Below are 13,082 nucleotides of genomic sequence, written 5' to 3' on the forward strand. Positions count from 1 at the left end.
GCCGCCGATGCTGCCAAAGTTCCCATCAGCCATCGCATCAAGAAATGCGCCTGGAACGACGACTATCTCATCAATGCCATCACTCATATGCGATAGCCCTGCCCCTTGAGGGGAGATGGCCGGCAGGCCAGAGGGGGCCGGTTCGGTTGGCGCGACGCGGTCCGGCATATCGAGGAAGACGAAGTTGGCACTCCACGCGCGGCGACCCCTCTGTCGCTTTCAGCGACATCTCCCCCTCAAGGGGGGAGATCAGCAGTTTCCGCGCTTCGCACTACTCCCCCTTTTTCCAGGGCAGGCTCCAGCGCACCTTCTCCAGCGTCGCCTTTGCCTCGGCCGAGTCCGGGTCGGGCTCTGTCTCGCGATAATGCGCCGAGCCCTCAGGCGGGTAGGCAAGTGTGTTGTTGAGGGCGAATTTGTCGATCTGGCTGAAGTCGGGGAAAGGCAGGTTTTGCGCCTCGCGCCAATCGCTGACCCTTTTCTCCGCGGCGATGCGTTTTTCGTCGTCGACCGGAAGGTCGGTGGCTCTGTATTCCAGTGACGAAGGGAAGGCGAACTGCGCGCCGGCATCATCCATGATGTTGATCATGGACAACAGGATGTCCTCGCGGATGGCTTGAAAATCGGCCACGTCGGCGGTTTTGATATAAGTGAACACGTCGATATCGAGCGAATAGGCGCCGAAGCCGGCAAAGCGCACGCGGCACGGCTCATCGATGACGCGCGGATGGGCAATCAGCAGCTTGCGCTGCTCGGCCAGGACGTAACGTAGCTGATCGGGCGTCGTTTCGTAGCGCAGCTGCAGCGTCGTCGCGAACCGGGTGCGGTCGCGATGCGCGTAGTTCTCGATCTGCATGCCGGCGAAATCCGAGTTTGGCACCGAGATGATCGTGCGGTCGAGCGACCGGATGCGCGTCGAGCGCATGCCGATATGCTCGATCGTGCCGGACTGGTCGCCGAACTTGCAGAAGTCGCCGACGCTGACCGGCCGGTCGGCATAAAGCGTCAGGCCGGAGAGGAAGTTCTGCAGCGTCGGCTGCGCGGCCAGCGCCACCGCCAGACCGCCGATGCCGAGACCGGCAATGACGCCTTCGTAGGGGATGGCGAGCACTTCGGCCAGCAGCAGGAAGGCGACGACCAGCACGGCGACGCGCGCCACGCCGGTGGACAGCGAAATCAGCATCGGGCCGGCGCGGGTAAGCAGGCCGGGGCTGATCTCGCGGGCGAGGCCACGGGCGATGAAGAACGGGTCGGTGCTGGCGAAGGCGGCGAATTCCGGCGCCACCGGCACGTCTTCGACATCGGCGTAGAGCGCGCGGATGTGGGCGAGCGTCTCGGGCGTGAACTGCCAGATCTTGCCCTTCTCAGTCTCGACCGGGCCGATGACGATGTTGCCGGCGGGATGCTCGAAATAGACGAAGGGGGTGTTGCTCTTCGGATCGTCGGGGATCTCCTGCCAATAGACGTAGCCGATGCGGTCGATGACCTTTTTGAGATAGCGCTCGAGCAGGAACGCCTCGTCGCCACGCACCGCCTGACTGTAGTTGCGCAGGTCGAGCGCCGCCTGGGCCGGGTCGCCGGCTTCGGTGAGGCCGCTCAACAGTACCTTGAACGTGTCGCGCGGCGAGGCGAGCCTGCTCGGATCGTCGACCATGTCGACGGCTTCGCCACGCGCTTCCTGGAATTCGGCGAGCTTGGCCTGGAGCTGGGCAAGTGGCGGCCCGACGATGAACCAGTCGCCATTCTTGCGACGAACAGTGACGTCGAAGGAGATCCTGGTTCCGTATTGCGGCAGCGTCGACGTCACCTCGTCTCCGGAAATCGCATCATGCGGCAGGCTCCACAGACGGAACGTCGCGTTGTCGATGACGGTGAACAGAAGCTTGGTGTAATCGGGCATGTTGAGGCCGCCGCGGTCGGCCTCGGTGACGTCGACGAGACCCGCTGCCAGACCGGCAAGACCCATGCCGCCGCCGGTGGCGCGCGGCACGTTGTCGGCGCCGCTCTCGTTCATCGTCTGCAGGAACGAGCGCATGGTGCTCATCGGGCTCGACTGGTCGACGCGGACGTCCTCGACGGCGCTGACGCGCACGCCTGTCCACCATTCGGCGGTGGCGGCGTCGAAGCGGCCCATGAAGCTGCCGCCGTCGGGCGATTGGACGAAGGTGAAGGCGCCCTGGCGGGCGCCTTCGAACCAGTGGCCGACAAGCTTGTCGCCTTCGGCCTTGGCCTCGATACGGCCGTTATAAAGCGGGTACATGCCCTTTACGTCAGTGCCCGTCTGCTCGAACTTGATCTGGGCGCCGCCGCCGCGCCACTTCGTGTCCCACACGCCCGTCCAGTTGGCCGCGTCCTGGGCATGCGCCTGCGGCATGGCCGGCAGCAGGCCGGCAAGCGCGAGTGCGCCGATCAGCGCGACCGTCCGGATCAGCAAAAGCAGCAGCCGATCCTGTCCTGCCGCAGAAAAGGGGGTCATTCTGTTGCCCTTCTTCTTGCCGGCGATTCTGCTGGGCCGGCCAGAGAAGGTTATTCCGCTTGAAGATGAATATTCTGTTTCAGGCGGCGGCGACGATGCCGGTCAGTCATAGGTCAGGTCCGTCGCCTTGCCGGCGAATACCCGGTAGGCAAAGAACGAATAGAAGATGATGATCGGCAACACGACGACCGTCCCGACCAGGATGACGGCCAGGCTTTCGGGTGCCGAAGCAGCCTGCCAGATGGTCAGCCGGTCGGGCACCACGAAGGGGTAGAACGACCAGGCGAGGCCGGCAAAGCCGAGCGTGAAGATCGCGGCCAATGTCAGGAACGGGAGCAGCGCGTGGCGGTCGCCGGGTTTCGGCAGATGGAAGGTCTGGCGCCACAGCCACAGGAACAGCACTGCCGACAGGATCGGGAGCGGCGACAAATAGAGCATGGCCGGCCAGACGAACCATTTGTCGAAGATGCGCGCGCTGGCAAAGGGCGTGGCCAGCGATACCGCGACCATGCCGAGCGCGGTCAGCACCAACGCCGTGCGCAGCCACAGCACCGCCTTCTTCTGCAGATCGCCTTCGGTCTTATAGATGACCCAGGCCGCGCCCATCGCCGCGTAGGCCGCGGCAAGGCAGAGCGCCACCAGTGCGCCGAAAGCGACGCCGCCAGGGCCGACGTCGAGGCCGAGCACATAGACGCCGAGCATATAACCTTGCGCCAGCGACGCGATGACCGAGCCGAGGAAAAAGATGCGGTTCCAGCGGTGCTTCCTGCCGGCAGGCACCTTGGCGCGGAAATCGAAGGCGACGCCGCGCAGGATCAAGCCGACCAGCAGCACGAAGACCGGAATGTAGAGCGCCGTCAGGATGGTGCCGTGCGCCAATGGGAAGGCGACCAGCAGCAAGCCGACCGCCAGCACCAGCCAGGTCTCGTTGGCGTCCCAGAACGGGCCGATGGCGGCGATCATCGTATCCTGCTCGGTGTCTTCGGCCGCGGCGAACAGGATGCCGATGCCGAGATCGAAGCCGTCGAGGATGACGTAGATCAGGATAGCGAGGCCCATCAGGCCGGCGAAGATCAGAGGCAGCAGGGTCGGCCAGTCGACGCTCATGATGTTTCTCCTGGTTGCGCAACCGGCTGCGACAGCGGCCTGTTCATGACGCCCGGCAGCGGCGAGGTGTCACCATCCTTCGCCGCCTTCAATGCCAGATGCACCAACACGCCGAGATAGGCGATCAAGAGCAGCACATAGAGGATGAGATAGACCGCGAGCGACAGCGCGACATGGCTGCCGGCGACGGGGCCGACGGCATCGGCGGTACGCAGCACGCCGGTGACCAGCCAGGGCTGGCGGCCGATCTCGGTGGTGTACCAGCCGGCCAGCGTCGCCAGCCAGCCGGACAGCGCCATCGGCACCATGATCAGCGCCAGCGGCTTTGGCAGGCTGTGGCGGCGCTTGAGGAAGAAGGCCGCCGACCAGGATACGCCGAGCATCAGGAGGCCGGTGCCGACCATGATGCGAAAGCCCCAGAACACCGGAAATACCGGGGGATGGTTGCCGGCATAATCGTTCAGCCCCGGTACGATGCCGCCGGCGCTGTGCCTGAGGATGAGGCTGGCGCCATCGGGAATGGTGAGCTCGAACCTGTTCTCCTTGGCCGCTTCATCGGGAAGCGCAAACAGCACCAGCGGCACGTTGGGACCGGTGTTCCAGTTGGCCTCCATCGCGGCGATCTTCTGCGGCTGGTGTTCCAGCGTGTTGAGGCCGTGCTGGTCGCCGGCAAAGATCTGGATGGGAATCAGGATCGCGGCGGTGAAGACGCCGGTGCGCAAGGCCTTCCACATCGATTCCGAGCGATCGCCGTAGAGATAGCGGAGCGCCGACAGGCCGGCGACCAGGAACGAGACGGTCAGCCCCGAAGCAAGCAGCATATGGACGAGCCGGTAGGGCATGGACGGATTGAAGACAACGGCCCACCAGTCGGTGGCGTGCGCTACACCATCGCGCATCTCGAAGCCGGCCGGCGTCTGCATCCACGAATTGAGTGCGATGATCCAGAAGGCGGACAAGGTGGTGCCGCCAGCCACCAGCACCGTCGCCAGCGTGTGGACGCGGTTCGAGACGCGGCGGAAGCCGAACAGCATGATGCCGAGGAACGCCGCCTCGAGGAAAAAGGCGGTCAGGATCTCGTAGGCCAGCAGCGGGCCGGCAATGTTGCCGACCGTCTCCATATAGCCCGGCCAGTTGGTGCCGAACTGAAAACTCATGGTGACGCCGGAAACCACGCCCATGGCGAAGGACAGCGCGAATACCTTAACCCAGGTGAAATAAGCGCGCATCCAGGCGGAATCGTTTGTCGCGTTGTAGCGGAGCTTGAAGAACAGCAGCACCCAGCCGAGCGCGATGGTGATCGCCGGGAACAGGATGTGGAACGAGATGTTCGCGCCGAACTGTATGCGCGACAGAATGAGCGGGTCCATGGCGGCTCCGGCTGCTGCTTGTTTGTTGAAGGATAGGCTTGATGCACCGGACGGTCAAAGCGGCGTCCCGCCGCGAGGCGGAACGCCGCAGTGCGGTTAATCTGCTTTTACGTGGAATTTGGCTGGACGACCGGGCAGGTGTTGCCTATTCCGGCGAACCTCGATGGTCCAGAACTGTCAGGAGCGCCATTGACATCCGGATTTGCGAACCGACATTCAGCGGATTAAATCAACAACTCTGTTTCAAGCAGTCGTTTTCAGCCATGCAGCCGATCATCTCGATTTCCGGGGTCACCAAGACCTACGCCACCGGCTTCAAGGCGCTGAAGGAGATCAATCTCGACATCGTGCGCGGCGAGATCTTTGCGCTGCTCGGGCCGAATGGCGCCGGCAAGACAACGCTGATCTCGATCGTCTGCGGCATCGTCAACCGCTCGTCGGGTTCCGTCACCGTCGACGGCCATGACATCAACCGCGACTACCGCGCCGCGCGCAGTCTGATCGGGCTGGTGCCGCAGGAACTGACCATCGACGCCTTCGAGAGCGTGTGGGCGACGGTCAACTACAGCCGCGGCCTGTTCGGCAAGCCGGCGGACAAGGCGTTCGTCGAAAAGGTGCTGCGCGACCTGTCGCTCTGGGACAAGAAGGACGCCAAGGCGATCACGCTGTCCGGCGGCATGAAGCGCCGGCTGATGATTGCCAAGGCGCTGTCGCACGAGCCGCGCATCCTGTTCCTCGACGAACCGACGGCAGGCGTCGATGTCGAGCTGCGCCAGGACATGTGGGCGATGGTGCGCCGGCTGCGCGAAGACGGCGTCACCATCATCCTGACCACGCATTACATCGAAGAAGCCGAGGCGATGGCCGACCGCGTCGGCGTCATCAACCGCGGCGAGATCGTGCTGGTGGAGGACAAGGCCGAGCTGATGCGCAAGCTTGGCCGCAAACGGCTTGTGCTGGAACTGCGCAGTCCCCTGGCCACCGTTCCCGATACTTTTTCGCACTACGCGCTGGAGCTTTCGCCGGATGGCGGACAGCTGACCTATACTTATGACAACCAGAGCGAACGGCCGGGCGTCGCCTCGCTGATCCGCGAGCTCGAGGCGGCCGGCATCCAGTTCCGCGACATCGATACGGAAAACAGCTCGCTCGAGGAGATCTTCGTCAATCTGGTGAGGAAACCGGCATGAACCCGCGCGCGGCCATGAATCTTCATGCGGTATGGGCGATCTATCGGGTGGAGATGGCGCGCGCCCTTCGCACTGTGCTGCAGAGCATCGTTTCGCCGGTCATTTCGACGTCGCTCTATTTCGTCGTCTTCGGTTCGGCCATCGGCTCGCGCATCACCGAGATCGACGGCATCAGCTACGGCGCCTTCATCGTACCGGGGCTGATCATGCTGTCGCTGCTGACGCAATCGATCTCCAACGCCTCTTTCGCCATCTATTTTCCGAAATTCGTCGGCTCGATCTACGAATTGCTGTCCGCGCCGGTGTCCTATCTGGAGATCGTCATCGCCTATGTCGGGGGCGCGGCGACAAAGTCGATCGTGCTTGGCCTGATCATCCTGGCGACGGCCTCGCTGTTCGTGCCGCTGACGATCGAGCATCCGTTCTGGATGCTCGCCTTCCTGGTGCTGACGGCGGTGACCTTCAGCCTGTTCGGCTTTATCATCGGCATCTGGGCGAAGAGCTTCGAGCAGCTGCAGCTCGTGCCGCTGCTGATCATCACGCCGCTGACCTTCCTCGGCGGCAGCTTCTATTCGATCAACATGCTGCCCGGCATCTGGCGCACGGTGACGCTGTTCAACCCGGTGGTCTACCTGGTCAGTGGGTTCCGCTGGAGCTTCTACGGCAAGTCCGACGTTTCAGTCGGCGTCAGCCTCGGCATGACGGTGGTCTTCCTGCTCATCTGCATAGCGATCGTCGCCTGGATCTTCAGGACCGGCTACCGGCTGCGCAACTGATCGAACGGGCCTCGTCCAGGCGAAGCAGCCTTATCGATCGACCTTTCCTTGCCGAAGGCGACATAGGCCTGCGCACGATGCCTGGAACTCGCGCTTGAACGCCTCGATCTTGCTTTTCATGCATTGTTATATATCATGTTATCGATGTTCACGGGGATGAAAATTGACCTATGGAAGACGTCATACGATCGCTTGGCTTCCTGTGCCTGGGCAGCAGGCTGAAGCGTATAGGCGAGCAACTGCAAGCGGAGGCGCAGCGCCTGCTCGACAGGCTGGATGTCCCGGTTCAGGCGAGCCAATACCCGCTGCTGGCCGCGCTCGACAGGCTGGGCCCACTGCCGGTCGGGGAACTGGCGCAATCCCTTGGCATCGCGCAGCCGGGTGTGACGCGAACCGTCTCGCTTCTGGCCGGATTGGGATTGCTCGAGGTCAGTCCGTCGAACGATGACCAGCGGCGCAGGATCGTCTCGCTTACTCGGGACGGCCGGCGGCTGGTCGATGTCGCAAAGCGCGACGTCTGGCCTTGCATCGAGAACGTGGTCGCGGATTTGTGCGCAGGTTTTTCGGGGCCGCTTCTTGAGCAGCTGGCTGCCATCGAGGACGGCCTCGCCGCTGCCCCTCTCGACCGTCGTGTAAATAAGCCTGAGGGTGCCGCGCAATGAGACATCTGCTCGACCGCCCTATCTGGAGCGCGCTTCAGACGCGACATCGGGCCTTCGCGGAGGGTGACAACCTCGCCATGCGATATCGGCCGTCGATCGTCCCTTTCGCCGCCACTGGCGCGGACGACCCGGAAAGCCTGCGGGCGCTCGAAAACCTTGTCTCCCCGGGCGAGAGTGTGATCCTGCTTCAAGCGGACGCGATTGCTCTGCCCACGGGGCTTTCCGCGACTTCGACCGCAGCCGGGGTTCAGATGATCGCCGAGCAGCCATTGCAGATCGTCTCCGACCCGCGCGTGCATCGTCTGACCCGAGACGATGCTGCTGAGATGCTCGCCCTGGCATTGCTCACCAAGCCTGGCCCATTCACGCTCGAAGCCTTGAGCCTGGGCGATTTTTGGGGTGTGAAAATCGAGGGCAGGCTTGCGGCAATGGCCGGCGAGCGCATGAAGCAACCTGGCTATACCGAACTCAGCGGGGTGTGCTCACATCCGGAATTTCGCGGCGGTGGCCTGGGAAAGCTGCTGTCCCTATTCGTGGCAAACCGGATAGTGGCGCGCGGCGAAGTTCCCTATCTCCACGCCTATGCCAGCAACGCCGCGGCCATAGCGTTATACGAGTCCATCGGCTTCAGGTTGCGAAGCACAATGAATGTCGCCGTGGTTCAGCGCAGCGAATGATTAGTCGGCGCATGATGCGCAGCATGGATGCATCCCGTATCGGAAGGAAGGATTTCGTATGGCCGAAATCCTTCCTTGAGACTGCAAGACCTTGCTGATGTCAGACCGCGATCTTGCCGCCGCCTTGCCTGGTGATGGCAACGACCGCCGGGCGTACCGGCATGTCAGGCTTGAAATCGGGCCAGCGCGTCGACAGGTCCTCGTAGTAGGACGGACGGCCGAAACCCTCCCAGTCCTCGCCGCCGTCGCCCGGATGCTGGACGGCAACGAAGGCGGTCTGGTCGTCCGGCGCAAACAGGGGACCGCACATTTCGGCGCCGATCGGCACGCGGAAGAACAGCTTTGATGTCGCCCGTGCCGTCCCCTCCGTATCGACAGCCCACAGACCATCAGTGCGGCCGGTGGCTTTCGGGCCTTGGCCGTCGGTGGCGACCCAGAGGCGGCCGGCCGAATCGACCGCGCAATTATCCGGCATGCCGAACCAGCCATTGGCCGTGGTTGCGGTCGAGAAGGTGGCGCCGACGTCGGCCACAGCGGGATTGCCGCATTTCAGCAGGATTTCCCACCTGCCCCTTGTCGCGGTGAAATCACCGCCGTCCTCGACGATCTCGATGATGTGGCCAAAGGCATTTTCGGCACGCGGGTTGGCGGCGTCGACCTGGTCGGCCTTGCGCTTCGAATTGTTGGTCAGCATGACATAGACCCTGCCGTTGGTGGCATTGGGCTGGATGTCTTCCGGGCGGTCCATCTTGGTGGCGCCGAGCAGGTCGGCGGCGCGGCGCGTCTCGATCAGTACGTCGGCCTGGCTGTCGAAGCCGTTCTCCGCCGTCAGCGGCCCTTGGCCGAAGACGATCGGCAGCCACTCGACCGAACCGTCGTCGGCAAACTTGGCGACATGCAAGGTGCCGTCGTCGAGCAAATCCATGTTGGCGGCGCGGTCGTCCGGATCGAACTTGCCTGTGGTGACGAACTTATAGGCATAGTCGAAGCGCTCGTCGTCACCGAGATAGAAGACGACACGGCCATCCTTGGCGACGATCGATTCGGCGCCCTCATGCTTGAAGCGCCCCATCGCGGTGCGCTTCCTCGGCGCCGATGTCGGATCCTGGACGTCGACCTCGACGATCCAGCCGAAGCGGTTCGGCTCGTTCGGCTCCTTGCCGATGTCGAAACGGTCGTAATGCGCTGCCCATTCATAGGCACCTTCGGGAATGCCGAGGCGCTTGTAATTGGCGGCTTCCTTATGCCCCTGCGGCAGCTCGCCCGAGAAATAGCCGTGGATGTTCTCCTCGGCCATGACATAGGTGCCCCATGGCGTGACGCCGCCGGCGCAATTGTTGATGGTGCCGATGACTTTCGTGCCGGTCGGATCGGCGCTGGTCTTGACGCGGTCGTGGCCGGCGACCGGGCCGGAGAGCGCGATCTCGGTGTTGGAGGTGATGCGGCGGTTGAGCTTGCCGTCGCGAACGACCTGCCATTTGCCTGATACCTTGCGTATCTCGACGATAGTGCCGCCATGCGCCGTCATCTCGACGTCGACTTGTTCCTTGCTGAGGGGCGCCTGCTTGGCCTTGCCGTCGACGATGGTGACGAGGCCCGGAAACATCAGGTGCGGATTGGTGTATTCGTGGTTGACCACCAGCAGGCCGTGCTCGGCCGAGCCGTCGATCGGGATATATCCGACATAGTCGTTGTTGTAGCCGAATTGTCTGGCCTGGGCTTCCGCCGACTGTTTTGTCGGATCGAATTCCGGCGAATCGGCGAACAGTGGATCGCCCCAGCGCAGCAGTACATCGGCGTCATAGCCGGGTGCGACGTGATGCTTGTCGTCGATGCCGGCCTCGAGCTCGTCAAAAGCGAAGGCGGAGCCTTCGGCGGCGCGGGCATTGTCGGCGGTGATCAGCGCCAGCGGGCTGACGGTAGCGGCTATGGCCGAGACGGCAAGCGAGCCCTTGAGGAAGCCGCGGCGCGAGAACCGCGCGGCGATGATCTCACCCATGGTGCGGTTGTCGGTGGGATTGGCTCCTGGCCCATCGTTTTCCTCGAGCAGGCTGGTGCGGAAATGGGCGTCAGGGGAGCGATGTTCGGTCATTGGGCCTGCCTCTGGCTGGATGGATTGCTGGAGCGTGTTGCCTGGCCAATCCGGTATCGCCGGCAGGTCACAGTTTGATGACATGCCGGCTAATTGCCGCCTGCGATTTCGTATCCAACATCGGCCCCGCTTGACCGCGACCGGCGCTTCGGAAACAAGAGCTGCGGCAGGCGCGTAGGGACACATCGGGAGAGAACAAAAGTGAGTTTCTGGGGACTTGGGCAGCTCTGCGTTTCGACGGTGATCTTCCTGCTGGCGGCGATGGCCGCAAAACAGTGGGGGCTGGCGCCGAGCCTCGGCAAGATTGTGCTGACGTTGGCGCTCTATTCGCTGGGCAATCTGATCATGCTGAGGCTGATCCGTGAATTCGGCATGTCGGTGTCGTTCAGCCTGTCGGCGGTGATCCAGCTAGTGTCGGTGAATGTGGTGGCGCTGGTCTTCTTCGGTGAGCGCGTCAATGCCTTACAGGCAACCGGCATCGTGCTTGCCATCGCAGCTGTGGCACTGATCACGCTCGGGCCCTATCTGCAAAGGCTGTAACTGCGATCGGGCCGATGACGAAGATTGCAAGCAGACTGCGCAACTGGCTGGAGTTCCCGGTTCTGCTGGCCGGGCTGGTCATTGCCGGCGGGCTGTGGGGGTTCGAGGAGCTGATGGAGCTGGCGCGGGCCACCACGCCGCATGCCTTCGACACCGAAATCCTGCTTGCCTTCCGCAAGGCCGGGCAGCCCGACAATCCGATCGGACCGGCGTGGCTGGAAGGGGCGATGCGCGACATCACCAGCCTCGGCAGCGCCAGCGTACTGGTGCTGATCACGGCAGCAATGATCGTCTATCTGCTCCTTATCCGCAGGCCAGGCGCGGCGCTTCTCATGTTCGTCGCGGTAGCGGGCGGCCAGCTCCTGTCAAGCGTGCTGAAATTCGACATCGACCGGCCGCGCCCCGATCTGGTCTCGCATCTCGCCGACGTGGCATCGCTTTCGTTTCCGAGCGGCCACGCCATGCTGTCGGCGGTGACATATTTGACGCTGGGCAGCATGGCGGCGCGGTTTTTGCCCGGGCGGACAACGAAGATCTATGTACTCGGGCTGGCGGTGCTGACGACGGTGGTGGTCGGCATCAGCCGCATCTATCTCGGCGTCCACTGGCCGTCCGACGTATTGGCCGGCTGGTGCGCCGGCTTTGCCTGGGCGATGCTGTGCTGGCTTGCGGCACGGTTCCTGCAGCGATGGCTTGGGCGGGCCGACGGCACCTGACTCAAATCAGCCTGTTGATCAGGCCATGACCGCAGCCTGCCAGCAGGAAAACCATCGACAGCAAGGCTGTCGAGGTCGCCAACGCTTTGAATTCACCCGCTCATCCTTTTGAAGTCGTGCCTGTGAAATCGGGATCGCAGTGGATGTCCCGCCAAACGATGCCGAGGTTTGTAGCATGACAGCGCATCGGCTGGCAAAGAGTGCTGCATGTTTGGAGGCAGACCATCAATCCTTGGTGCAGGAAGACGTCGCCGACCGCGCCAGCGCAGGAACTTCATCCTCGACTGTTCGGCGGTGCCGTTCTTCGATTCAACGGCGGCCAATGTCATCGAGGGTGCGGCCCACAAGGCGAGCCGCGCCGGCGTTCGCTTCATTATATCAGGCGCTTCGCCGCATGCTGATCAACCACGGCGTCAAGCGGCCGCTGGTGACTTATGCCGCCTCGATCACGGATCGCGGGCGCAGCTGAAGAAAGCCGCGCCCGCCGCCTGAGCCGATGACTGGCTTAGTCGAGGCCCAATGCCGCGATCTCGCCGTCGTTCATCAGCGGCACGAAGATTGTCGACTTGCCGTCGGTGCCGATGTCGGCGCTGCCCGGCTTGAACGTCGCAACCGCTTGCGGCGTGCCGCCGGCTTTGTAGCGGTAGAGCGTGCCGGTCATATACGCGGTGGCGTAGATGCTGCCGCCGATGGCAACGACGCCATCGAGGTTGGCAAACTTTTCCGCGCCGGGCAGTGGCGAAACGGCCTTGGTAGCAAGATCGACCGAGAGCAGGCCGCCCGGCTCCGCGGTGCTGAAGTCGGGCTTGATGCCCTTGCCCCAGGAAGCGACGATCAGCCGGCCGCCATCGGCGAAGATGCCATTCGGCGAAGCAAGCGCCGCATCCCTGATGAACAGTTCGGGCCGGTCGCCGTCGATGCGATAGATCGTATCGGCAAGCATATCCGTGACATAGATCTTGCCGGACGCGTCGGCGGTCACGTCGTTGAGGAAGACCGCGTTCGGCACGTCGATCGTCGATGTTAGCTTGCCGCTTGCGAGATCGACGACGCGCACATGGGTGAGGTCGGCGACGTAGAGTTTGCCGCCGACAATCTCCATGCCCTTGGGCGCGTCCATGCCGTCGGTCCAGTGTTGCGTGACTAGCTTGCCGTCCATCGACAGGATCGACAGATAGCCGTTGCCGTCGGCTTCGCCGGGATTGCCGACGATGTTCGAGACGACAACGCGCTGGCCGGCGGCGTCGAACAGCGCCGATTCAGGCTGCTCGAGGCCGCCGGTGCGCCAGAGTTCAGCGGCCTGAACTGCCGGCGCGGCTGCGATGCCGACCAGGGCGAGAAGTATCGAGGTGAAGAGGCTCTTCATGGCTAGTCTCCTGTAATGGACTGGCGGAGAGCTAGGCCTTTCGATACTTTTCGGGAAGAGCTATCAGGACTAGTACCGAAGGCTGATACCAAATCGTGCAAAAGAGGTGCATC

11 protein-coding genes and 1 pseudogene are annotated in these 13,082 nt (G+C 63.2%); 7 read left to right on the top strand and 5 right to left on the bottom strand.

The features are described 5' to 3' along the window. Positions 1-271: 271 nt before the first annotated feature. From NKJ91_RS26400 to NKJ91_RS26410, 3 genes are all read right to left on the bottom strand, one after another. Entirely contained in the window at positions 272-2,473 is a 2,202-nt protein-coding gene (locus NKJ91_RS26400) for a mechanosensitive ion channel family protein (RefSeq protein ID WP_352457874.1), read from the bottom strand. A 102-nt stretch (positions 2,474-2,575) separates the two neighbouring features. Beyond that, a complete protein-coding gene (locus NKJ91_RS26405; protein ID WP_352457875.1) occupies positions 2,576-3,580 on the bottom strand; it encodes a cytochrome d ubiquinol oxidase subunit II in 1,005 nt (334 codons plus the stop codon). After that, positions 3,577-4,950, bottom strand: coding sequence for a cytochrome ubiquinol oxidase subunit I (locus NKJ91_RS26410; RefSeq protein ID WP_352457876.1), 1,374 nt, complete (start codon positions 4,948-4,950; stop codon positions 3,577-3,579). Before NKJ91_RS26410 ends, NKJ91_RS26405 begins: the two co-directional genes overlap by 4 nt. A 263-nt stretch (positions 4,951-5,213) precedes the next feature. Between NKJ91_RS26410 and NKJ91_RS26415 the strand changes: the two genes are divergently transcribed. The 4 genes from NKJ91_RS26415 to NKJ91_RS26430 all read left to right on the top strand — a co-directional run bounded on the left by NKJ91_RS26415 (position 5,214) and on the right by NKJ91_RS26430 (position 8,255). After that, positions 5,214-6,140: an ABC transporter ATP-binding protein gene (locus NKJ91_RS26415; protein WP_352457877.1), complete on the top strand. Its 927-nt coding sequence runs from the start codon at positions 5,214-5,216 to the stop codon at positions 6,138-6,140. Between the two features lie 14 nt (positions 6,141-6,154). After that, entirely contained in the window at positions 6,155-6,916 is a 762-nt protein-coding gene (locus NKJ91_RS26420; RefSeq protein WP_352451914.1) for an ABC transporter permease, read from the top strand. Positions 6,917-7,086: 170 nt separating this feature from the next. Beyond that, positions 7,087-7,578 (top strand): MarR family winged helix-turn-helix transcriptional regulator, encoded by a 492-nt coding sequence (locus tag NKJ91_RS26425; RefSeq protein WP_352451845.1) that lies wholly within the window; start codon positions 7,087-7,089, stop codon positions 7,576-7,578. Next, complete coding sequence (locus NKJ91_RS26430; protein WP_352457878.1) at positions 7,575-8,255, top strand: GNAT family N-acetyltransferase; 681 nt, start codon at positions 7,575-7,577, stop codon at positions 8,253-8,255. Before NKJ91_RS26425 ends, NKJ91_RS26430 begins: the two co-directional genes overlap by 4 nt. A gap of 100 nt (positions 8,256-8,355) precedes the next feature. Here the strand turns inward: NKJ91_RS26430 and NKJ91_RS26435 are convergent, their stop codons facing one another. Continuing rightward, on the bottom strand, positions 8,356-10,347 hold the full coding sequence (locus NKJ91_RS26435) for a PhoX family protein (RefSeq protein WP_352457879.1): 1,992 nt from the start codon (positions 10,345-10,347) through the stop codon (positions 8,356-8,358). 201 nt (positions 10,348-10,548) lie between these two features. On the opposite strand from NKJ91_RS26435, the gene NKJ91_RS26440 reads away from it, so the two are divergent. The 3 genes and pseudogenes from NKJ91_RS26440 to NKJ91_RS26450 all read left to right on the top strand — a co-directional run. Next, positions 10,549-10,887, top strand: a complete 339-nt coding sequence (locus NKJ91_RS26440) for a hypothetical protein (protein WP_023679017.1) — start codon at positions 10,549-10,551, stop codon at positions 10,885-10,887. Positions 10,888-10,901: 14 nt separating this feature from the next. After that, the gene (locus tag NKJ91_RS26445) at positions 10,902-11,603 is read left to right on the top strand and encodes a phosphatase PAP2 family protein (RefSeq protein ID WP_352457880.1); all 702 of its coding nucleotides are present in this window, start codon (positions 10,902-10,904) and stop codon (positions 11,601-11,603) included. A gap of 255 nt (positions 11,604-11,858) precedes the next feature. After that, positions 11,859-12,072: pseudogene (locus NKJ91_RS26450) on the top strand (STAS domain-containing protein); the annotation flags it as partial. A 36-nt stretch (positions 12,073-12,108) separates the two neighbouring features. Here NKJ91_RS26450 and NKJ91_RS26455 read toward each other — a convergent pair. Next, a complete protein-coding gene (locus NKJ91_RS26455) occupies positions 12,109-12,969 on the bottom strand; it encodes an SMP-30/gluconolactonase/LRE family protein (protein ID WP_352457881.1) in 861 nt (286 codons plus the stop codon). Between the last annotated feature and the right edge of the window lie 113 nt (positions 12,970-13,082).

It is taken from the genome of Mesorhizobium sp. M0040 (assembly GCF_040323505.1).
In the GTDB taxonomy this organism is placed as follows: Bacteria; Pseudomonadota; Alphaproteobacteria; order Rhizobiales; family Rhizobiaceae; genus Mesorhizobium.